General features: G+C 49.7%; 18 protein-coding genes. All 18 read left to right on the top strand.

The window, feature by feature from the left end:
- Positions 1-36 precede the first annotated feature (36 nt).
- Positions 37-258: a putative Se/S carrier-like protein gene (locus WGC32_RS06845; protein ID WP_342681148.1), complete on the top strand. Its 222-nt coding sequence runs from the start codon at positions 37-39 to the stop codon at positions 256-258.
- A gap of 2 nt (positions 259-260) precedes the next feature.
- Complete coding sequence (locus WGC32_RS06840; protein ID WP_342681147.1) at positions 261-1,415, top strand: aminotransferase class V-fold PLP-dependent enzyme; 1,155 nt, start codon at positions 261-263, stop codon at positions 1,413-1,415.
- Between the two features lie 191 nt (positions 1,416-1,606).
- The gene (cdaA, locus tag WGC32_RS06835; RefSeq protein ID WP_191482774.1) at positions 1,607-2,470 is read left to right on the top strand and encodes a diadenylate cyclase CdaA; all 864 of its coding nucleotides are present in this window, start codon (positions 1,607-1,609) and stop codon (positions 2,468-2,470) included.
- Positions 2,467-3,744 carry a CdaR family protein gene (locus tag WGC32_RS06830; protein ID WP_342681146.1) on the top strand — a complete coding sequence of 426 codons (1,278 nt, stop codon included), beginning with the start codon at positions 2,467-2,469 and terminating at the stop codon, positions 3,742-3,744. The genes cdaA and WGC32_RS06830 overlap by 4 nt, the downstream gene beginning before the upstream one ends.
- Before the next feature lie 68 nt (positions 3,745-3,812).
- On the top strand, positions 3,813-5,411 hold the full coding sequence (locus WGC32_RS06825; RefSeq protein WP_342681145.1) for an NAD(P)/FAD-dependent oxidoreductase: 1,599 nt from the start codon (positions 3,813-3,815) through the stop codon (positions 5,409-5,411).
- A 195-nt stretch (positions 5,412-5,606) separates the two neighbouring features.
- Entirely contained in the window at positions 5,607-6,374 is a 768-nt protein-coding gene (locus tag WGC32_RS06820) for a hypothetical protein (protein ID WP_342681144.1), read from the top strand.
- A gap of 163 nt (positions 6,375-6,537) precedes the next feature.
- Positions 6,538-8,610 (top strand): single-stranded-DNA-specific exonuclease RecJ, encoded by a 2,073-nt coding sequence (gene recJ, locus WGC32_RS06815; protein WP_342681143.1) that lies wholly within the window; start codon positions 6,538-6,540, stop codon positions 8,608-8,610.
- Entirely contained in the window at positions 8,600-10,783 is a 2,184-nt protein-coding gene (locus tag WGC32_RS06810) for a RelA/SpoT family protein (protein ID WP_191482769.1), read from the top strand. Before recJ ends, WGC32_RS06810 begins: the two co-directional genes overlap by 11 nt.
- 12 nt (positions 10,784-10,795) lie before the next feature.
- Positions 10,796-11,248, top strand: a complete 453-nt coding sequence (dtd, locus tag WGC32_RS06805; protein WP_342681142.1) for a D-aminoacyl-tRNA deacylase — start codon at positions 10,796-10,798, stop codon at positions 11,246-11,248.
- 20 nt (positions 11,249-11,268) lie between these two features.
- Positions 11,269-11,892 carry an MBL fold metallo-hydrolase gene (locus WGC32_RS06800; RefSeq protein ID WP_342681141.1) on the top strand — a complete coding sequence of 208 codons (624 nt, stop codon included), beginning with the start codon at positions 11,269-11,271 and terminating at the stop codon, positions 11,890-11,892.
- Positions 11,889-13,373: a coproporphyrinogen dehydrogenase HemZ gene (gene hemZ, locus WGC32_RS06795; RefSeq protein WP_342681140.1), complete on the top strand. Its 1,485-nt coding sequence runs from the start codon at positions 11,889-11,891 to the stop codon at positions 13,371-13,373. The genes WGC32_RS06800 and hemZ overlap by 4 nt, the downstream gene beginning before the upstream one ends.
- A complete protein-coding gene (locus WGC32_RS06790; RefSeq protein WP_342681139.1) occupies positions 13,360-14,289 on the top strand; it encodes a uridine kinase family protein in 930 nt (309 codons plus the stop codon). The genes hemZ and WGC32_RS06790 overlap by 14 nt, the downstream gene beginning before the upstream one ends.
- Positions 14,290-14,418: 129 nt before the next feature.
- Positions 14,419-14,868, top strand: a complete 450-nt coding sequence (locus WGC32_RS06785) for a hypothetical protein (protein ID WP_342681138.1) — start codon at positions 14,419-14,421, stop codon at positions 14,866-14,868.
- Between the two features lie 125 nt (positions 14,869-14,993).
- Positions 14,994-15,812: a purine-nucleoside phosphorylase gene (locus tag WGC32_RS06780; protein ID WP_342681137.1), complete on the top strand. Its 819-nt coding sequence runs from the start codon at positions 14,994-14,996 to the stop codon at positions 15,810-15,812.
- A gap of 18 nt (positions 15,813-15,830) precedes the next feature.
- The gene (locus WGC32_RS06775) at positions 15,831-17,123 is read left to right on the top strand and encodes an amidohydrolase (protein ID WP_342681136.1); all 1,293 of its coding nucleotides are present in this window, start codon (positions 15,831-15,833) and stop codon (positions 17,121-17,123) included.
- A 14-nt stretch (positions 17,124-17,137) separates the two neighbouring features.
- A complete protein-coding gene (locus tag WGC32_RS06770; protein WP_191482869.1) occupies positions 17,138-19,255 on the top strand; it encodes a glutamine synthetase III domain-containing protein in 2,118 nt (705 codons plus the stop codon).
- 81 nt (positions 19,256-19,336) lie between these two features.
- Positions 19,337-21,079: a putative polysaccharide biosynthesis protein gene (locus WGC32_RS06765; protein WP_342681135.1), complete on the top strand. Its 1,743-nt coding sequence runs from the start codon at positions 19,337-19,339 to the stop codon at positions 21,077-21,079.
- A gap of 76 nt (positions 21,080-21,155) precedes the next feature.
- Complete coding sequence (gene mazG, locus WGC32_RS06760) at positions 21,156-21,965, top strand: nucleoside triphosphate pyrophosphohydrolase (RefSeq protein WP_191482867.1); 810 nt, start codon at positions 21,156-21,158, stop codon at positions 21,963-21,965.
- Positions 21,966-21,972: the final 7 nt, after the last annotated feature.

Below are 21,972 nucleotides of genomic sequence, written 5' to 3'. Positions count from 1 at the left end.
ATACTGCGGTAAACTGATTACCGGGAGGTCTTTCTCATGGGAAAAACGGTGATTGTTCTCAGCTCAGCGACATTTGCAATGAAAGGCCAGCGGCTTCTACAAAGAGACGGGATACGCTGCAGCATAGAGAGAACGCATAACCAAAAGGGTGGTTGTGCTCACGGTTTGGTTGTTCAGGATAGGGATGTGGAGAGGTCGGTGGAACTACTCAGGCTCAATGGGATTTTTATCGAAGGTTTTATCGAAGGGCGTGATTGATTGTGGTATATTTAGATAATGCGGCGACCACATTCCCCAAGCCGGCTTCCGTAGTAAAGGCAGTGCAGACTGCCTTTACTACCTATGGAGCAAATCCTGGGAGAAGCGGTCACAGGATGTCCGCTGCTACAGCGGAGAAAGTATATGACTGTAGGGAAGCCCTAGCGGATTTTTTCCATGCATATGATGTGACCAATGTGATCTTTACGCAGAATTGCACCCACGCGCTAAATATTGCCATCAAAGGGATATTGCAGCGAGGAGATCATGTGGTCATTTCTACTTTTGAACATAACTCGGTGCTCAGGCCAATCCATTGTTTGGCCACCCAGGGACTGATCACCTATAGTGTGGCAGACGTGGTAGAGGGGGATGATGACCGGACGGTGGAAAATTTTGCATCCCAAATTACAGCCCGCACCCGGCTTATTGCCTGTACCCATGCCTCTAATGTATGCGGTATCCGTCTTCCTATTGAAAAGCTGGGTCAGTTGGCAAAGCGCTATGGCATTCTGTTTTTGGTGGATGCTGCTCAAACGGCGGGGATCCTTCCTATTGATATTCAAAAAGACAATATTGATTTTCTCTGTATGGCGGGGCACAAATGTCTTTATGGCCCTTCTGGTACCGGTGTGCTCATCACCGATCGGGGAGATCTATTGCGTCCGCTCATGGAAGGGGGAACAGGGAGTAATTCCCTGGAACTTGAACAGCCGGAATTTATGCCCGACAAATTTGAAAGTGGCACGCTGAATACAGTGGGCATTATTGGACTGGGAGCAGGCCTTTCTTATCTAAAAAGGGAGACTCTGCCTAAAATTTATCAGCGCGAAATGAATCTAACCCGTATGCTCTATGATGGCTTGAGCAAGATAAAAGGGGTTATTCTCTATACCAAGCGGCCGGATAACAACCATTATGTGCCGGTGATTTGCTTTAACCTGCAGGGGATGGACAGCTTTACTGCAGTGGAACAGTTGGATCGACAGGGAATTGCTTTGCGAGGTGGCTACCATTGTGCCCCCCTTTCCCATCAAAAATTGGGAACAACAGAAATCGGTGCCATCCGCGCAAGCCTTTCTTCTTTCACGACTGCCCAAGACATTCAACGGTTGCTGGGAGCGGTAAAAATAGTGCTGCAAAAAGGGAAAAAATAATCTCATGAATTTTATGTAAAATACGGTCATCACCCTTTAAGTTAAAAAATAAATGTGTTAGAATAAAAATGAATATAAGATATTTCTGCCCCCTTCTGAGGGCAATATGCTAGATTTGAAAAAGTAGAATAGACAAGCGCAATGGAAAAAACACGGTTTAGCCGTGATGGAAAATAAAGGGAAGTATTAATATGGGACTTTTTTGGAATTCACTGCTCAGTATTATAAGAACCATTACCATTGTAGATATTTTGGATATTGTCATCGTTGCCTACCTAATTTGTAAGGGCGTGAAGCTGGTACGGGAAACACGTGCTGAGCAACTTGTTAAGGGCATCGCCCTGTTGGCAATTTCCTATTTATTGGCAGAACAGGTTGGGCTCAAAACGGTGAGCTTTGTGCTGCGTTATGTATTTGAATACGGAATGATTGCATTGCTGGTGGTGTTCCAGCCGGAACTGCGAAGAGCTTTGGAGCAAATGGGACGGACACGATTGTCTAGTTTTAATGTGTTTGGCGCCGGCAACACAGATGAGGAAGAGGCTGTGTGGAAATGGCGGACAGCAATTTCAATGATCTGTAATGCGTCGGCGGCATTGTCACGTCAAAAAATTGGGGCGCTGATGGTAATCGAACGTCAGACCAAACTAGGGGAAATCATCAAAACTGGCACCATTATCAATGCGGATCCTACCGCAGAACTTATCGGCAATGTCTTTTTCCCCAATTCTCCTCTCCATGACGGCGCTATGATTATCCGGGGAGGCAGACTTTATGCTGCGGGATGTTTTTTGCCTCTCTCTACAACAGATGAAATCAGTAAGCAGCTGGGAACCAGACATCGCGCCGCCATCGGCATGAGCGAAAACTCTGATGCGGTAGTGGTAGTGGTTTCTGAAGAAACCGGTGTTATTTCGGTGGCCATGAATGGCCGCCTCCAGCGGGGATTTGACGCTCACACGCTCAGTCAGCTCTTGGAAAAAGAGCTGTTGCCCAACAAGCCCAGCGAATCTGGCGAAAAAAGGCTGGCATTCTGGAGGTCGAAAAACAAATGAAGATGAAATGGAAAAAGTTGAGCTTAGGTAAGCTGTTTGATAATAAAAAATTTGTATGGATTTTTGCCTTTGTCGTTGCCATCATCACCTGGTTTGTGGTTGCGTTTACCGTAAGCCCTGAAATAAATGGAAAGTTAACCCAGGTCCCCGTTAATATTGATATTCAGTCCACATCCATTGGAAGATTAGGGTTGGATGTGGTAGATGGCGAGGACAGCACTGTGGACGTTTGGGTTACGGGAGAGCGTTATGTAGTGGGCAGTCTGACTGCTGATGATGTAATCGCCACGGCATCCCTTGCCGGCGTGACTGGGGCGGGAAGCTATGATTTAAAAATCCAGGTGTCAAAACGAGACAACAGCCAGGCATTTGAGATTATATCTAACAAGCCGGAGACGGTCCGAGTCACCTTTGACCGTCTGTCCACCCAAACATTGAGCCTGGATGTGGATGTTTCCGGTGTTGTCGTTCCCGATGGTTATATGATGGAGCAGCCTTATGCCAATCCTTCGGAAATTACCATTACAGGACCGGAAAATGATGTGTCCAGAGTGGCAAAATGTGTGGTCAGGGTGGAAGTAGATGAAACCCTGCGGGAATCCAAGGTTGTAGAAGGCCAGGTAACACTGTTGGACAAAGAGGGAAATGCCATTGAGAACTCCGCCATCACCATGAGTGAGGAGGATGAAACGGTTGAGGTTACTATCCCCATTCTGAAGATGAAGGAGTTGCCGGTGAAGCTGGACTTCTTGCATATGCCCAGCGGCTTCCCCATCGATTCCCTGACTTATACCCTGTCTAATGAGACAATTCAGGTGGCAGGTCCTACCGATGCCATCGACAATATGAGCGAACTGCATCTCGGCTATGTGGATTTCAGCCAATTGGATGTGGACAGCACCTTTGATTTTGATGTCCAACTTCCCTCTGGGTTTATCAATATTGAGAATATTAATACGATTACGGCAGATTTTACCAATGAAAATCTAACATCCCAGACCTATACTGTCGATAATATCAATGTAGTGAACCAGCCGGCTAACTTTGATGTGACCGTCAACACACAATCTATTTCCAACGTACAGATTGTGGGAGATGCCAGTATTATAGAAAATTTGTCTGCATCGGATATCGTGGCCGAAGTTGACCTTTCAGGCAGCGAAATTGTAGCCGGACAGTTTAAGGTGCCGGTCAATATCGTAATACCGGGGAAAGGACTGGTATGGGCAAAAGGCGACTATGCTGTTGTGGTCGTCGTAACTGCTAATTCTTAAAATAACTTTTCAGGCCTGCCGCTGTGGCGGCAGGCCATGTTTTATTACAGGATTGTGGGGTGAAACGCATGCCAATTGTCATATCATCCGTAAGGATTCCCATTGAGGAGAGTGCTGACGCAGCGGTAGATAAGGCCATATCTCTATTAGGGATCTCCAGAAGGTGGATCAAAGACGCTTATGTGATGAAAACGTCCCTAGACGCTAGACGGAGGAATCACATGACACTGGTATGTTCCGTGGGGGTAGAACTGACTGACCCCAGCCGGGAACCCCACTTGGCTGCCAGAAGAAAAAACAGCAGCATTTCTTATAAGCCGAGGGAAATGCTGGAAATCCGCTTTGGTGTCAAGAAAATGAAGGAGCGGCCGGTTGTTGTTGGATTTGGACCGGCCGGGATGTTTGCGGCTTTGCTTCTTGCCCGAAATGGCTATCGGCCTATTGTCTATGAGCGTGGCGCGCGTGTAGAAGATCGGGTACAGGCAGTGGAGCACTTTTGGAAAACAGGGATGCTCAATGAAAGAACCAATGTGCAGTTTGGGGAAGGAGGAGCCGGCACCTTTTCCGACGGAAAGCTGACCACCCGGATTTCTGATTCCCGATGTACTTTTGTGTTGGAGGAATTGGTCAACCATGGAGCGCCGAAGGAAATCCTCCAGCGTTCTAAGCCTCATATTGGAACGGACAAGCTTCGCAGTGTAGTAAAAAATATCCGTGAGGAAATATTGGCGCTGGGAGGGGAGATTTTCTTTGAGAAAACCTTAACCGGGGTAGAACACCAGGGCGGAAATTTGAGGGCGCTTTTGATTGAGGGCCAGTCGGTCCCTTGTGAAACAGCGATTCTGGCCATTGGCCACAGTGCGAGGGACACGTTTATGTCTTTGATGGAAGACGGTGTCTTTTTCGAGCCAAAGGCCTTTTCGGTGGGGGTGCGTATTGAACATCTCCAAAAAGAGATCGATAAGGCCCTCTTTGGAGAATATGCGGGCAGCCCATTGGTAGGCGTGGGAGAATATCAGTTATCCTATCGAAAGGGAAATCGTGGCGTCTACACTTTTTGCATGTGTCCTGGGGGGGTGGTTGTTCCAGCATCTTCAGTAGCTGATACGGTGGTCACCAACGGTATGAGCGAATTTGCCAGAGATCAGGTCAATGCCAATGCAGCATTGGTAGTTTCTGTGGACCGAGACGATTTTGGGGTACACCCCCAAGATCCCATCCGCTTTCAAGAAAGGCTGGAACACAGCGCCTTTTTGGCCGGAGGAGGAAATTATCGAGCACCTGTACAAACGGTGGGCAGATTTTTAAATCATCGTTCCGGCGCGGATTTTGGCAGAGTGACACCCTCCTATTCCCTAGGAGTGGTACCAGCTTCACTGGATGATATACTCCCGCCCTTTGTCACCGCTATGATGCGGGAAGGGCTTATGCAATTCCAACGGAGGCTTCCAGGGTTTGCGGCGGAGGATGCGGTATTGACCGGCGTCGAGACCCGCACATCCTCTCCGGTGCGGATGACACGTGGAGATCGGCTGGAATCCATTAGTGTCAGCGGGGTTTATCCCTGCGGAGAAGGGGCAGGATATGCCGGCGGCATCATGAGTGCTGCGGTGGACGGTATCCGAGTAGCTCAGGAAATTATGAAAAAATATGCCCCTTTTGATTAGCAAAAAAGGCAACCGCTAGCTGCGGCTGCCTTTTTCTTACATGTTTTCCCCTTACGGAACCAAAAACTGACATCTAAAATGAGCCTGATAGCTAGGATTTTGGAACGGACAGCCTGTCAATTTCGTAGAATAGCATAGGTCAGAATCTGTGAAGGCCTGCCGTTTTGATACTACGAGGAGAAATGGAGCGATCAAATGAAGATAGGTGTTGCATTGTCGGGATGCGGCATCGGTGATTTAGCGGTTTATTGCGCCTTAAGACAGCTACAGGAAAACGGAATTGACATTGCCTGTGTCAGTGCATCTAAGGAATTGGCGGTATCCAGTGTTTTATTTGCAGCCCACTGTCCGATATCTCAATCAATTGAAGTACTGCGGCAAAAATTTTATGCGGATACAGCTCGCATCCCTTTTTGGGGCCGCTGGAGATGGAAAAAAAGCTTCCACCATCTGCTGCGAAACCAAGGGGTCAAAAGATTGAGCGACCTGCAAACCTCTTTGGACATTGTAGCGGAGGAGAAGAGAAGCGGATCTCTTGCCACATTTACCGGACTTGCTGAAAATGGGGTGGAAAAGAAACGGTGGCCCAGTTTTTTGCAGCGGGAACAGGATTTAAAAACCGTAACTAGGCTGCTTTTTCCTACAGTGGGGAAGAGCCGTTATGCGGATCCCACTTACCGTATTGGTTACCCGACCTATCAGCTTAAGATGGAACAGCTTGACCGGGCGCTTTGTGTGGAATTTACCAGCCCTTCAGATGGGACAGAAGAAATAAAAATGCAAAATGAGGTTATGAGGGATACCATTCGTTCTGTACTCAAGAATGATGCTCAGTTTGTCATCCACCTGAGGGAGAGCAATGTGCGAGTTTCCAAAAAGAAGCGGCTAAAAGCGTTGGAAGCTTTGGGAAAAGAGACGGTGGAAACACAGATGGTCGAAGTTTACGAGGCCCTCCTATTCTGAGAAGGTGGGCCTATTTATTGAAGTTTCGTAGATGATGTGATAAAATAAAAATCTGTAAATTTGTCTATTTTTAGAATAAAAGGCTTGTGGTTACAGGTAACTGGGTTATAGAGAAGCGAAAGCGCTGAGGGCGGTATAGAAACGCCTGGTGGAGGGAAATGCATTGGAATTAAAACGATGGAAGATTGCTCAATCTGACCTGTCTCTGGCCGAGCAGATAGCAAAGACGCTAAAGGTTGATCCGCTGGTTTGCGATGTGCTTTTGGGGCGGGGCTATGAGAATGAAGAGCAAATTCAGCGTTTTTTAGAGGGAAGTCCAACTTTTTTTGATCCGTTTCTGATGAGGGATATGGACAAAGCCGTGGCAAGGATCCAACTAGCTGTAGAAAATGGTGAAAAAATTGCCGTTTATGGCGACTATGACTGTGATGGAATGACCGCCACCTACCTGGTCTATACCTATCTTGAAAATATCGGCGCTGATGTGTTTTTCTACATACCTGACCGGGACGGAGAAGGATATGGACTAAATAAGGGCGCGATTGACCGCATCAGCGAACAGGGGACAACGTTAATCATCACCGTAGATAACGGTATCTCGGCGCTGGATGAGGTAAAATATGCGGCAGAATTAGGCGTTGATGTGGTCATCACCGACCACCACCAGCCCTTGGCGGCTCTGCCCAAAGCAGTTGCGGTGGTCGATCCTCACCGGACGGACTGTGAAAGCCCTTATAAAAACCTTGCCGGCGTGGGGGTGGCGTTCAAGCTGCTGTGCGCGCTGGATGGCGATGACGGCTGGGGCATGATTGAACATTATGGGGATATTGTGGCCATTGGAACCATTGGCGACGTAGTCAATTTGGACGGAGAAAACCGCCTTCTCGTCAAGGAAGGTTTAAACATACTAAAAACGACAGAAAATATAGGGGTAAGCGCCCTGCTGTCCGCGGCAGGCCTGGATGGAAAGCCGGTGAGCAGCGAAATGGTTGCTTTCGGTATTGTGCCGAGGATCAATGCCGCCGGCAGGTTGGGTAAGACGTCCAAAGCGCTGGAACTTTTGCTCTGTGAAGAGGAGGAGCGAGCGGCTGAGCTTGCCCGGGAAATGAACGAGCTTAACCAGCACAGACAGGCCCTGGGCAATGAAATAGCAGCCCAGGTACAGCAGCAGCTGGAAAGCGATCCTCAAAAGCGTTATCAAAAAGTCATTGTCCTTCAATCCGACCAATGGCACCATGGGATTATTGGCATCGTGGCCGCCAAGGTGGTGGAGCGTTATGGGAAGCCCTGCTTCCTCATCAGTGTGGAAGGGGACGAAGCCAGAGGCTCCGGCCGGTCTGTGGAGGGGTTCTCCCTTGCTGAGGCACTGCAAAAGAGCTGTACGCATCTGACCCGGTTTGGCGGTCACTCTCTTGCGGCTGGCTTTTCCCTCTATACAGATGATATTCCCCTCTTCCTGAGGGATTTCTATCAATATTGTGATGAGAATTTCCCACAGATGCCTACCCTTACCCTGCCTATTGACCATGTGCTGGAAATCTCGGAGATGACCATAGAAAAAATCAAAGCGCTGGACGCATTGGAGCCCTATGGGGCGGGAAACGCCTCTCCGGTATTTGCGGTGATGGGAGCTATAGTGGACAAGGTGTACCCGCTTTCGGGGGGAAAACACTGTAAGATCCGCTTTATCAAGGACGATGACGCTTTCTACGGCCTTTATTTTGGTATGAGCCCTGACCGGTTGGAATACGCACCGGGAGATAGGGTGGATATAGCGGTAAGCTGTGACATCAGTATCTATAATGGTATGCAGCAGCTTTCCATCAAGATCAAAGATATTCGCCCGTCCGGCATCTGTGAAGAGCGGCTCTTTGCGACCAAGACTCTCTATGATGATTACCGTTTGGGACGCAAACTCCAGCAGGAAGAAAAAGAGCGTTTGTTGCCCTCTAGAGAGGATATTGCCCTATTATACCGCTACCTGCGGGAGAAAAGATTCGTCAGTTTTGGGGAAGACCTCTTGTTTGTCCGGGCGGTAGGCGATAAAATGGATTATGGGAGAATGAGGATCGCGCTGGACGTCCTGTGTGAAATGGGATTGGCGGCCCAGGTGGAGAAAAATGGGAAAATCCTTACCGGGGCTGTAAAAAATCCCCAAAAAGTTGACTTGGGAAAAAGCAAGATTCTCGCGGCTCTCTCAATAACAACACAAGGTGGTGATGGGAATGAAAAATAAGATTTATACTTTTGAGGATTTGGAGCATAAATTGCAGGAGAGCACCAAGCCCTACGACCTAGAAAAGATTAAAGTGGCATATCAGACAGCGGTGGACGCTCACCAGGGACAATGCAGAAAGTCCGGCGAGCCCTATATTTCTCATCCCATTGCTGTGGCAGTGCTTCTGGTGGATCTGGGGATGGATACAGATACCCTTTGCGCGGCGTTGCTCCACGACGTAGTAGAGGACACCGAAGTGGAACTTTCCACCATTGAGAAACAGTTTGGTTCAGAGGTTGCGCTGTTAGTGGATGGTGTAACAAAACTGGGACGGATTCCTTTTTCCTCCCGGGAACAACAGCAGGCGGAAAACGTCCGCAAAATGCTGCTGGCAGTGGCACAGGATGTCCGGGTCATCATCATCAAGCTGGCGGACCGTCTTCATAACATGCGGACGATCGACGCTCTGCCGCCGCAAAAGAGGCGGGATAAGGCCTTGGAAACCATGGAGGTATATGCGCCGCTGGCCCACCGTTTGGGAATCCGCGCCTTTAAAGAGGAATTGGAGGATATTTCCTTAAAATATTTGGATCCCATCGGCTATGATTCCATAGAAAAAGCCCTGCGGATGCGCAATGATGACCGTCAGCAGTTTCTTGAGGCGATTAAAGAGCGGATCATTGAGCGCCTTTCGAAGGATTTCAAAAACCCCTATGTAGAGGGAAGAGTTAAGAGCATCTACGGTATCTACCGTAAGGTCTATATGCAGGGGCGCTCTTTCGAAGAGATTTTTGATGTTTACGCCATCCGCATTATAGTGGACACCGTCATTGAATGTTATAACGTGCTCGGGATTATCCACGATATGTTCCGCCCGATCCCCAATCGGTTCAAGGACTATATTTCCACGCCAAAACCCAACATGTACCAGTCCCTGCATACCACTGTGGTAGGCAAAGAAGCCATTCCTTTCGAGGTGCAGATCCGCACCTGGGACATGCATCATACGGCGGAATTCGGCATTGCCGCCCACTGGAAGTATAAAGCCGGCGTCAGCGGCTCGGACAAGCTGGATGAGCGTCTGGCCTGGGTACGCCAGCTTCTGGAGGTACAGAAAGAGTCAGACGATGTGGAGGACATTGTCCGCTCCATCAAAAACGACCTGGCTCCGGAAGAAGTTTTTGTCTTTACGCCCAAAGGGGACGTTATCAGCCTTCCTGCAGGGTCTACCGTTATTGACTTTGCCTATGCCATCCACAGTGCCGTGGGCAACCGGATGATCGGCGCCAAGGTGGATGGACGTCAGGTATCCCTGGATTTCCAGGTGCGTACCGGCATGATTGTGGAAATTGTCACCTCCAATGCCCAGGGCCATGGACCCAACCGGGATTGGCTGAAGATGGTGAAAACCAGTGAAGCCCGCAACAAGATCCGCCAGTGGTTTAAGCGGGAAAAACGGGATGAGAACATCCAGGAAGGCCGCGCGGAGCTGGAACGGGAGTTTAAACGCAACCTGATCTCCCTACCAGAAGCCGAGATGAAAGAATTTTTGCTGGAGATCGCCAAACGGCAGCATTTAAATTCCGTTGATGATTTTTGTGCGGCCATTGGCTACGGCGGCATTTCCCTGTCCCGGATTATGCCCAGGATTAAGGATGATTTCCAGAAAAAGTACCGGGTGCCGGAGCAGAAGGCGGAACAGACTGCCAAGCCCAAAAAAGAGCATCGGCCCCAGAGCGGTGTTATTGTGGAAGGACTAGACAGCTGCCTTGTCAAGTTTGCCAAATGCTGTAATCCTCTGCCGGGCGACGATATCATCGGATTTGTCACCCGGGGCTATGGAGTTTCCATCCATAAAAAGGACTGCATTAATGTGCAGTCGGCGATGAAGGACGAAAATCAGAAGGATCGCTGGGTGCGGACAACCTGGGCAGGGCTGCCGGATAACGGCACCTTTAAGTCAACCATCGAGATTTATGCCAATGACAGGGATGGCCTGCTGGTTGATGTCAGCTTGGGGCTGACCAACCTAAAGGTGCCCCTGCATTCCCTCAACGCTAGGGAGTTAAAGGATGGCCATACCATGATTCAGGTGACCATTGGCACCAAAAGTGTGGAACAGCTTAACAGCATTATCGCCACCCTGAAACGGATTTCAGGGGTCATATCCATTGAAAGGACGTATCAGTAAAGGAGAGACGCAATGCGGGTAATATTACAGCGAGTCAGCAGTGCTGGAGTAAAAATAGATGGAAAACAGGTGGCGAAAATTGGACAGGGTCTCATGATTCTGTTAGGAGTCTGTGACGCTGATGAAAAAGCTCAGGCCGACTATCTCTGTGAAAAGGTGGCCAATCTGCGGATCTTTGCTGATGATGAGGGCAAGATGAACCGTAGCGCATTGGACGTTGATGGAGAGGTAATCATTGTTTCCAACTTTACTTTATATGCCGACTGCAAAAAAGGACGGCGTCCCTCCTATGTTAAGGCGGGAAATCCGGCCCATGCAGAACAGCTTTACGACTATTTTGTGGAAAGAATGAAAAATACTGGCGTTTCCAAGGTGGAGACAGGCAGTTTTGGCGCAGATATGGAGCTTACCATTGTCAATGATGGTCCTGTGACCATTTTTTTAGATACGGATGAACTGATGTAACCCGGGAAAGGAGAGATATGATGGAAATTCTCGTAATCCCAGTGGGATATTTACAGGAAAATTGTTATATTGCTTATGATGAGGACAAGGTGGCTGTAGTTATAGACCCCGGCGACGAGGGACAAAAATTGGTAGAAGCCATCCGAAACCGCGGCTTGGATGTCCGCTATATTCTATTGACCCATGGACATTTTGACCATACAGGGGCTGTGATGGAGATCAAGAACGAATTTGGAGCGAAGCTGTGTGTTTCCGGTGAAGATGCAGAAATGCTTACCGATCCGCAGCTAAGCCTTGCCATGCGGCAGCGGTGGAAACCGGAGGATATTTCCATCGACTGGCTTCTTTCTGACGGGGATGTCATAGAGGCGGGTAAGATGCGTTTTGAGGTCATCGCTACCCCGGGGCATTCTAAGGGTTCAGTGACCTACCGGTGTGAAAATGTGCTGTTCACAGGAGATACCCTCTTTCAAGGGGACTGTGGAAGAACAGACCTTTATGGCGGAAGCTATGAACAGATTAAGGCATCCCTTCGCCGTCTGGCCGACCTAGAGGGCGATTATCAGGTTCTTCCTGGCCATGGACCGGACAGCACTTTGGAGGAAGAACGTCTGCACAACATTTATATGGGTGCAGGCGTATGACGCTGATCTTTGATGGGCACTCCTTCCGCTATGAATTAGAAAGCCTCTGCCGGTTCTTTTTTACCGGAGAGACGGTTACCTCGGTGTGGAAGGACTCCCCGGAATATTTGGGAGACTATGAAGAATATATTTTGACAACGCTGCGGGAGAAGGAAGACAGGGCTCTGCTGTCTGTCAAAGCCAGATACCGCGGCCGTGAAGAAGAGGGGCAGGACACAGTCTGTAAAGGAGTACCCAATTTTACCCAAAGCTGTGAATTTACATTTGGGGTGCTGATCTACCGCGTTCTGTCGCAGCTGACTGGGGTTTTTCCGCAATGGGGAGTGCTGACCGGTGTCCGTCCAGTAAAGCTTTTCCGCTCCCTGCTGGAACAGGGAATGGGGGAAGATAAGGCAAAAGAGTACTTTCAGTCCCATTATCTTGTCTCCCCACAAAAGGCGGCGTTGGCCTCCATTATTGCGGAAAACCAGCGGACGATTTTAAGCCATAATCGAAAAAAATCCTACAGTCTTTACCTTTCCATGCCCTTTTGCCCCAGCCGCTGCCATTACTGCTCCTTTGTCTCCCACAACATTGAAAAGACAAAAAAGCTGGTGCCTGATTATCTGCGGCTGATGAAAGAAGAAATCCGGGCAGCGGGACGCCAAGCGAAGGAATTGGGTCTTCAGCTTACCTCCATCTATTTCGGAGGGGGGACACCGACCTCGGTTAGCGCCCAGGAGCTAAAGGGTATTCTGGATACAGTGGCGGAAAGCTTTCCGGTGCAAGACGCCCTGGAATACACGGTGGAAGCCGGCCGTCCTGATACCATCGACAGAGAAAAGCTGCAGGTGCTCAAAGATGCAGGCGTCACCCGCATCAGCATCAACCCTCAGACCCTCCAGGACAGGGTGCTTCAGGGCATTGGCAGAAACCACACCGCCGCTCAGGCCGTGGAGGCATTCCACCTGGCGAGAGAAATGGGCTTTCAGGATATCAATATGGATTTGATTGCCGGATTGCCGGGGGATGATCTGCCGGGATTTTGTGACACCCTGGATAGGGTGAAGCAGCTTTCCCCAGAAAATGTGACGGTGCATACACTGACTGTAAAACGCTCTTCGGATATTGGAGGGGAATACGTTTCCCTTTATAAAGCCAGCCAGGATGAGGTTTCCCAGATGGTGGACTATGCCCAGAAGCAGCTGATGGAGGAGGGATGGCGTCCTTATTATCTCTACCGTCAGAAGAACACCATTGCGAATTTAGAGAATGTGGGCTACGCCAAACCGGGGTATGAAAGTGCCTACAATATTCTGATCATGGAAGAAGTCCACACCATTCTCGCTTTGGGCGCGGGAGCGGTGACAAAACTGGTAAATCCAGAGACAGGAGAAATTCAGCGGATCTATAATTTCAAGTATCCTTATGAATACATTTGTAGATTTGATGAGATGATGCGCAGAAAGGAGAAGGTGGTGAGCTTTTTTGAAAATCCTTGATTTTTCAAAGCCCCATTATGACGTCACAGACATCAATCTCATGGCGGAAAATGACCCGCAAGGTCTGGTGGCGCTGGGAGAGAAAACATACGGAGACCATCTGCTTGAAGCAGCACTGGAGATACAAAAAAGAATTGACAAGGTAAGTTTTGTCATGATTGCGGGCCCTACAGCTTCGGGAAAAACGACAACGGCCAGAAAACTGCAACATCAGCTGGAGAAAATCGGCATCGGCGCTGTGGTAATTTCCCTGGATGACTTTTTCATCGGAACCAAGGCACCGACCAAATTTGCCGACGGCCGCAGCGATTATGAGAGTATATTTTCTTTGGATATCCACTGTATGCATGAGTGCTTTTATCATCTGATCCAGGAGGGACAGGCCTGGTTTCCTATCTTTGACTTTGAAACTGGGGAGCGCTCCGCCAAGGAGAAGCAGGTGAGGATCACCGGCAATGACGTGGTGATTGTGGAAGGGCTGCACGCCCTCAATCCTGTACTTCTTCCGCCTATGGACCAGGAAAAGCTTTTTCGCATTTATGTGTCGGTGAAAAGCCGGTTTGTGACCGGCCAATATGTGCTGATCGGTCAAGAAAATACAAGGCTGATCCGCCGGATGGTGCGGGACTATCATTTCCGGAACACGCCTCCGGAAAAAACATTAGAAAACTGGAAAGACATCTGTCATGCCTCTCAACTTTATATCGAGCCCTTTGAAAAGACTGCGGATTTGACCATTGATACGGCTATCATGTATGAGCCCAGCCTTTTCCGGGAAGAACTGCTCCCCCTTCTTGAGGGTTATGAAAGCCATAAGGAGAAGGTGGAGCTGATTAAAAACGCAATTTCTGCTTTTTCACCTATCAGCTCTCAGTGGGTACCGGTGGATTCTTTGTTGAGAGAGTTTATCGGCTGAGTACAAAATGTTTGAAAGACATATTAATTTTTTATAAATTCTCATGAGAAATCCTCCTATTTAGGGAGGAAAGTATTATAATGAGAGCAAGATAAGACGTGATTTTCCAACGCTTAAGGAGGAATTATGATGGATATGTTTGATAGCTTCGTCTCTGCGGCAAAGGATGCCTGCGATAAAGCGGGCAAAAAGACGGAAGAGGTCGTGGCCATTTCCAAGCTGAAGCTCAAATGCTCCCAAACCAAGGGAGAAATCGAGAAGGCCTATGGCAGACTGGGTAAAATTGTATATGACTGTAAAATTTCCGGAGTTGAAAATGATGAGCTCATCAACGTCTGTGTAGCGGAAATCAAGGAGTTGGCTGCACAGCTGGAGGCGGATACTGAAAAGCTGATGGAGCTGAAAAAATTGGTACGTTGCAAGTCCTGCGGCTTTGCTAACCCTACCGGTTCCGTATTCTGCAATCGCTGTGGCTCCAAACTGGATGCTTCTGAAGCGCCGGAGACCCAGGAAACTGTTGAGGATGACGAGGCTGGACAGGATCCAGAGGCCCAGGAAGGCTCTGATACAGAAGAATAGAATAACCGTCGAGCCGGACATAGAGCGAGAATCATGATAGGAGGCCCGGTAACGAATCACTTCGTTACCGGGCATTTTTCTTTCTGCACACATGGGTGGACGGTTTTCGAAAGGGGAGAGACAGAGTGTTTGATTATACAGATTATGCGGCGTCGGCAATGTATATCGGAGAGAAAATTGGGGAGAAGCCGGACGCAGCGGTTATCTTAGGGTCGGGATTGGGCGAATATGCCAAACATTTTCCGCAAGCGGTCACCATTGCCTATGAAGAGATCCCACATTTTCCAAAGGGCACCAATCAGTCCCATGCCTATCAGATGCATTTTGTGAAATTAGGTGGAAAGAAAGTTCTCCTTCTCTCAGGAAGATATCACTATTACGAGGGCTTTTCCATGGAGCAGGTAGCTTATCCCACCAGAGTATTGCATCTTTTAGGGGTGGACAAACTGGTTGTCACCAATGCAGCGGGAGGGATTAATGGAAGCTTCCAGCCGGGGGATTTTATGCTGATTACCGATCATGTGAAATTTTTCACAGAATCTCCAGCCAGAGGAAAGAACATTGAAGAATTAGGGCCGCGCTTTTTTGATATGTCCCACGCCTATGATCCAACGCTTATGGAGATCGCGCGAAAAGTAGCGGGGGAATGCGGTGTCATGTTGCGGGAGGGCGTTTATGGGTTTATGTCAGGCCCTCAATTTGAAACACCTGCGGAAATTCGGGCTCTGCGGACTTTAGGCTGTGACGCAGTAGGCATGTCTACGGTACCTGAAGTGATTGCAGCGGCCCATTGCGGCATGAAGGTTCTTGGAATTTCCTGCATCTCAAATCTGGCGGCGGGAATGCTGGCACAGCCTATTACCGATGAAGAGGTGGTAGAGATCACCTCCCGAAGGGCCGGAGTATTTCAGAAGTTGTTATCCGCCATCCTTGAAAAGCTGTGAGACAAGCGGAGGAGAAAAATGCTGTTTCGTGATATTACCATCATTGATGAAAACTTTAAGGTGCGTCGGCATTGTTATGTGGGCATTAAAGGAGATAAAATAGATTATATTTCCCATAAGATGCCCCAGGAAGACTATGGAGAAGTTTATGCGGGTCGGGACAAGGTGCTGATCCCTGGTCTTGTCAATGCCCACTGTCATGTGGCTATGACCTTGTTGCGAGGCTATGCGGAAGGACTGCCCCTGGACCGTTGGCTTCAGGAGAAGGTGTTCCCCTTTGAGGCAAAGATTCAAGGAGAACACTTCTATTACGGCGCTATGTTGGGGATCGCAGAGATGTTGGCCAGCGGCGTCACCAGCTTTTCCGAGATGTATTTTTCGGTGGATGAGATTGCCCGTGCAGTAGAAGAAACAGGAATCAAGTGCAATCTGGCGGTTGGGGTGACATCGGTGGGGCAAAGCGTGTCTTTCGAGCAAAACCCCATGGTAGTTCACCTGAAGGAGATGCACCAAAAGTGGAATGGCGCTCAGCATGGCCGGATCCTGGTGGATACCTGTCTGCATGCGGAATATACCACAGACGAACATACCGTGCGGGAGATGGCAGCCCTCGCTCAGGAATGGGGGAGCATTACCCATATCCACCTTTCTGAGACAAAAAAGGAACAGGAAGAATGCAAAACCCGGCATGGGGGACGTTCTCCAGCACGCTATTTCGCCGATTGTGGTATTTTAAATGGACCTACCCATTTTGCCCACTGTGTCCATCTGGAAGAGGAGGACCGCCGCCTTTTGGCGGAGCATGGGGCCAGTGTTGCCCATTGTCCGGCCAGCAACCTGAAGCTGGGCAGCGGAATTGCCGATGTGGCGGCCCTGCGCAGCAGCGGCATTTGTGTGGCTATCGGTACCGACGGCGCTGCCAGCAACAATAATCTAGACATGCTTGCAGAACTGCGGCTGGCCTCCCTGCTTTGCAAGGGCAGCACTGGGGATCCCTGCGCCCTCCCACCGGAAGAGGTGCTTTATATGGCGACCCGAGCAGGCGCTCTCAGCCAGGGACGGGAAAATTGCGGACTCATCAAAGAGGGATTTCAGGCAGATTTAGCGGTGATCGATCTACATCGGCCGCATATTCAGCCGGTGTTCGACGAACTAAACGCCATTGTCTACGCAGCCCGCTCTTCTGATGTGGTGCTGACCATGTGTGACGGGCGGGTTTTATATAGAGATGGAGTCTATCTTACCCTAGGAGATGAAGGGATCATAGCTGGCTGTGCCCGTTCCTCCGGGGAGATTTTAGAGAAATTATAAGGGGAGGCAATCAGATGGAAGATTCAATCCGAGATTGTAAACTGTGTGATATTTTTGGCACCCATGTCTTTGATGATCGGGTGATGCAGGAAAGACTGCCGGAAGAAACCTACAGAGAGCTGAAAAAGGTCATTGATGAAGGCAGAATGTTGGACGCAAAACTGGCGGAGGTGGTGGCCAACGCCATGAAGGACTGGGCAGTGGCCATGGGCGCTACCCACTATACCCACTGGTTCCAGCCGCTGAACGGTTGCACAGCGGAGAAATATGAGTCTTTTATGTCCACTACTTCTGGCGGCGGCGCCATCATGGAGTTTTCAGGGAAGATGCTCATCAAGGGAGAATCAGACGCTTCCTCTTTTCCTTCTGGCGGGCTGCGCTGTACTTTCGAAGCGAGAGGGTACACCATGTGGGACCCAACTTCGCCAGCTTTCCTCAAGGAGGACAAGTCTGGGGTGACCCTGTGTATTCCCACTGCGTTTTGTTCCTATAATGGGGATTCTTTGGATGAAAAGACCCCGCTCCTCCGCGCAGCACGTGCTTTGGAAAAAGAGGCACTGCGCCTGCTTCGCCTGTTTGGAGACCATCAGGTCCGGCATGTCAGGGCGGCGGTGGGAGCAGAACAGGAATACTTCCTCATTGACCTGGAAACCTATCAAAAACGGGAGGATCTGAAGCTTTGCGGCCGCACGCTATTTGGTGCCCGTCCCCCCAAGTGTCAGGAGTTGGACGACCACTATTACGCTTCCCTCAATGAGCGGGTTTCCCTTTTTATGAAGGAAATCGATGAAGAGCTTTGGAGTATGGGGGTATCCGCCAAGACCAAACATAACGAGGCCGCACCCTGTCAACACGAATTGGCACCCATCTTTACGGTGGACAATATTTCTGCCGATCAAAACCAGCTGATGATGGAAACACTGCATCGGGTGGCATTGCGCCATCGGTTGGTCTGCTTGCTCCATGAAAAGCCCTTCGCCTATGTCAACGGTTCAGGTAAGCACAACAATTGGTCCCTCATGACCGATAACGGTCAGAATCTACTGGAGCCAGGGGATAATCCTTATGACAATGCGAAATTCCTCATGTTTTTATGTGCGGTGATTCGCGCTATCGATCTGTATGCGCCCCTATTGCGTACAGCAGCTTCCAGTGCTGGCAATGACCAACGGCTGGGAGGCTATGAAGCGCCTCCTTCCATTGTTTCCATCTGCCTAGGCGATTCCATGCTTTCAGTTTTAAAACGTTTGGCGGGGGAATCCGGTGAGGAAGAGTATCAGAGCGGTGCTGTCGTGGACTTTGGAATTCCCTCCCTGCCTCAATTGCAGGTAGACGCTACCGATCGCAATCGAACCTCTCCCTTTGCCTTTACCGGCTCCAAATTTGAATTTCGGATGCTCGGCTCTTCTATGTCGGTATCCTGGGTTAACGCCACCCTCAACACCATGGTGGCGGAATCCTTGGACTGGATCTCGGAACGCTTGGAAAACTGCCGGGATTTTGACGGGGAAATCGTCAAAATTATCAAGGAGATCTATCTGAAACACGGGAAAGTCATCTATAACGGCAACAGTTATGCGCCGGAATGGCCGGCAGAAGCTGCCAAAAGAGGGCTGCCCTGTATCTCGGATACGGTGAGTGCCGCGAAAATTCTTACCCATCAACGGGCGATTGACTTATTCTCAAGGTACCATGTCTGCCGGGAGAGCGAGTTGCGCGCCCGGGAAGAGGTAATGCTGGAGCGCTACAGCAAGCACCTACTTATTGAGGCTAACACCATGGTGCGGATGGTCAATCGGGAGATCTATCCGGCGGTTATGCGGTATGCCACCGAACTTGCTCAGAGCATTACCGCTGTCCGGGCCCACCAATATACAGCCAAATCCCAGGAACAGCGGCTGGAATTTATCAGCCGGAAGTTGGATGAGCTGGATAGTGCCGTTATCGAGTTGGGCCAGATTGCTGAGCGGATTGCCGCGCTGCAGGAGATGGAACAGCGGGCCATTCAATGTAGGGATCAGATCCTGCCGGCTATGAATAAGATCCGAGCTATTGCGGATGCGCTAGAAGTAATTGTGGACAAGAAGATCTGGCCGATTCCCACCTATGAAGAGATTCTCTATAATGTATAATTAAAACTATGGGACAATACTTATAAAGAGAGGGGACAAATTGCCTATTTAGGGCAAATCGACAAGGGGGAAGTAGCTTACATGCCGAACAGACCCAAGCAGAGTTTCCTGCACGGTGCGATTATTTTAATGGTTGCCACCGTTATTGTCAAACTCATTGGCGCAGTATTTAAAATCCCCCTGACCAACCTTATAGGCGGGGAAGGAATGGGCTATTTTACCACAGCCTATGGGCTGTTTAATCCCATCTATGCTCTCTCTATTGCAGGACTGCCGGTAGCAGTAGCCAAGATGGTGGCGGAAAATGCTGCCCTGCGCCGTTTCAAAGACATTCGAAGGATTATGCGGATTTCTACGGCGCTTTTTTTTATCATGGGCATTGCGGGCCTTTCGCTTATTGTATTCGGTTCAGGGCTTTTTGTCCGGGCAGTGGGAAACCCTGGAGCGTTTTGGTCGGTGATTGCCATCTCCCCGGCAATCTTTTTCGGATGTATGACCTCGGCTTACCGGGGCTATTATCAGGGACTGCGAAATATGTATCCCACGGCAGTGTCTCAGATTGTAGAGGCGATTATCAAGCTGGCCGGAGGATTGCTAGGCGCTTATCTTATGCTGCTGTGGGGTGCAAGACAATTTGAAAGTGGGGGTTCTGTCTTTGGCCAGGCAGTTGCCACCATGGAGCAGGCCCAAGCGGCTAGTTTGCCCTATGCAGCGGCTGGTGCTATTTTCGGCGTCACTCTGAGTACCTTAGGCGGTGCCGCTTATCTTTGGATCCGCCATAAATGCAGAGGTGACGGTATTACAGAAGCGGAGGTAGAAGCATCGCCGCAGCCTCGCCCGGCAAAGCAGCTGCGCCGCCGGCTCATCCGGCTGGCCATTCCGGTCTGCTTGGGAGCGGTCGCAGTCAATCTGACCTCAATGATTGACCTGGTATCGGTGATGAACCGGCTGGATACTGCCATTGGGCAGGGCAGTGCCGCAGTTTTATCTATGTACCAGGGACTGATTCCTGAGGGGATGAGCCTTGGCCAAATTCCCAATTACCTTTTTGGGTCTTACCAGGCGCTGGCCATTACCATCTTTAATCTGGTGCCCTCCCTCACCACAACCCTTGGCGTCAGTGCTCTGCCTGCGGTGGCCACGGCTTGGGCCACCAGAAGTGAAAAGGAATTGCGCCGAAATGTGGAGGCTGTCATTCGCATGACCTGTTTGGTGGCGATTCCGGCGGGACTGGGACTCTTTGCCCTGGCAGGGCCGATCCTGCAGATGCTCTTTTCTGCCAGGGCGGCAGAGGCTGTCATTGCTACGCCTTTGTTGCAGATGCTGGGAATTGCCGCCATTTTTGTGGCGGTAGCTACGCCAATCAATAGCATGCTTCAGGCGGTGGGACGGCCGGATCTGCCGGTGAAGCTGATGGTGGCAGGAGGAATTGTCAAGCTGGGAATCAACTTTTTTCTGGTGGCAGTTCCATCGGTTAACATCAACGGAGCGCCTATTGGCACCATTATCTGCTATTTGATTATTGTTGTCGCCGGTATTATCTGCTTATGTAAAATTACAGATGTTGTCCCCAATATAGTCGGTGTCTTTATAAAGCCCTTGATTGCAGGAGGAATATGCGCTGCCACAGGATGGGCCAGCTTTGGACTGCTCCATATGAGACTGGGAAATACCCTCTCTGTCATCGGAGCAATCGCACTGGCATGTGTGGTTTATCTTGTCTCTTTGTTTTTGATCCACGCCATTACCAAAGATGACGTGATTATGCTTCCGAAAGGAGAAAAAATCGCAAAACTACTTGAAAAACGAGGTCTGATAAGGTAAGATATAACTTGCTCATGAAAAATCCGGTAATTCGTGGATTTTTCAGGCGGGATGCGATAAGAATAAAGGTGAAGTTATGCCACGGGAATTTAAGCGCAAAGACAGATATAACATGGATGACCTCCTTGCTATCATGGAGATCCTCCGTGGGGAGAATGGCTGCCCCTGGGATCGGGAGCAAGATCACCATTCTATCCGGAAAAACTTTTTAGAGGAGACCTACGAGGTTCTGGAGGCCATTGATAACGAGGATCCAAAGCTGCTTCGTGAGGAATTAGGTGACGTACTGCTCCAGGTGGTGTTTCACGCCCGTATGGAGGAGGAAGAAGGCCGTTTCAACTTTGATGATGTGGCTAACGATATCTGTCAGAAACTCATTATCCGGCATCCGCACATCTTTGGTGATATCAAGGTGAAAGACAGCGACCAGGTGCTCGTCAACTGGGATAAAATTAAACAGGCGACCAAAGGCCAGAAAACAGCGACAGAAACCTTGCAGAATGTGCCCAAAGTACTTCCGGCCCTGATGCGCAGTGCCAAGGTGCAGCAGCGGGCGGCCCGAGCGGGCTTTGACTACGATGATGTTGCCGGAGCGCTTTCCGAACTAAAAAGCGAAATTGCAGAATTGGAGCAAGCGATTGCCCTGGGTGAAACATTGCACTGTAGGGAAGAGATGGGCGATGTTTTTTTCGCGGCTGTCAATGTATCCAGATTTTTGGATGTTGACGCAGAGGAATGCCTAGGGGAGGCGACAGAAAAGTTCATCCGTCGGTTTGCCGTAGTCGAAACTTTGGCAGACCAGAACGGGGTGGATATGAAAAAAGCAGATCTAGAGAGTCTTGATGGCCTTTGGAAAGAGGCAAAAGCAAAGTTGTCAAACGGTTGACCGAAAT

The sequence above is a fragment of the Zongyangia acetica genome (genome assembly GCF_038739695.1).
GTDB lineage: Bacteria > Bacillota > Clostridia > Oscillospirales > Ruminococcaceae > Zongyangia > Zongyangia gallinarum.
The sequence above is the reverse complement of the archived record's forward strand: the minus strand, read 5'-3'. Positions and strand labels throughout refer to the sequence as shown.

Coding starts and splice junctions, on each gene's coding strand:
- WGC32_RS06845 (WP_342681148.1), top strand. CDS start 37: ATGGGAAAAACGGTGATTGTTCTCAGCTCAGCGACATTTGCAATGAAA.
- cdaA (WP_191482774.1), top strand. CDS start 1,607: ATGGGACTTTTTTGGAATTCACTGCTCAGTATTATAAGAACCATTACC.
- WGC32_RS06830 (WP_342681146.1), top strand. CDS start 2,467: ATGAAGATGAAATGGAAAAAGTTGAGCTTAGGTAAGCTGTTTGATAAT.
- WGC32_RS06825 (WP_342681145.1), top strand. CDS start 3,813: ATGCCAATTGTCATATCATCCGTAAGGATTCCCATTGAGGAGAGTGCT.
- WGC32_RS06820 (WP_342681144.1), top strand. CDS start 5,607: ATGAAGATAGGTGTTGCATTGTCGGGATGCGGCATCGGTGATTTAGCG.
- WGC32_RS06810 (WP_191482769.1), top strand. CDS start 8,600: ATGAAAAATAAGATTTATACTTTTGAGGATTTGGAGCATAAATTGCAG.
- dtd (WP_342681142.1), top strand. CDS start 10,796: ATGCGGGTAATATTACAGCGAGTCAGCAGTGCTGGAGTAAAAATAGAT.
- WGC32_RS06800 (WP_342681141.1), top strand. CDS start 11,269: ATGGAAATTCTCGTAATCCCAGTGGGATATTTACAGGAAAATTGTTAT.
- hemZ (WP_342681140.1), top strand. CDS start 11,889: ATGACGCTGATCTTTGATGGGCACTCCTTCCGCTATGAATTAGAAAGC.
- WGC32_RS06785 (WP_342681138.1), top strand. CDS start 14,419: ATGGATATGTTTGATAGCTTCGTCTCTGCGGCAAAGGATGCCTGCGAT.
- WGC32_RS06775 (WP_342681136.1), top strand. CDS start 15,831: ATGCTGTTTCGTGATATTACCATCATTGATGAAAACTTTAAGGTGCGT.
- WGC32_RS06770 (WP_191482869.1), top strand. CDS start 17,138: ATGGAAGATTCAATCCGAGATTGTAAACTGTGTGATATTTTTGGCACC.
- WGC32_RS06765 (WP_342681135.1), top strand. CDS start 19,337: ATGCCGAACAGACCCAAGCAGAGTTTCCTGCACGGTGCGATTATTTTA.
- mazG (WP_191482867.1), top strand. CDS start 21,156: ATGCCACGGGAATTTAAGCGCAAAGACAGATATAACATGGATGACCTC.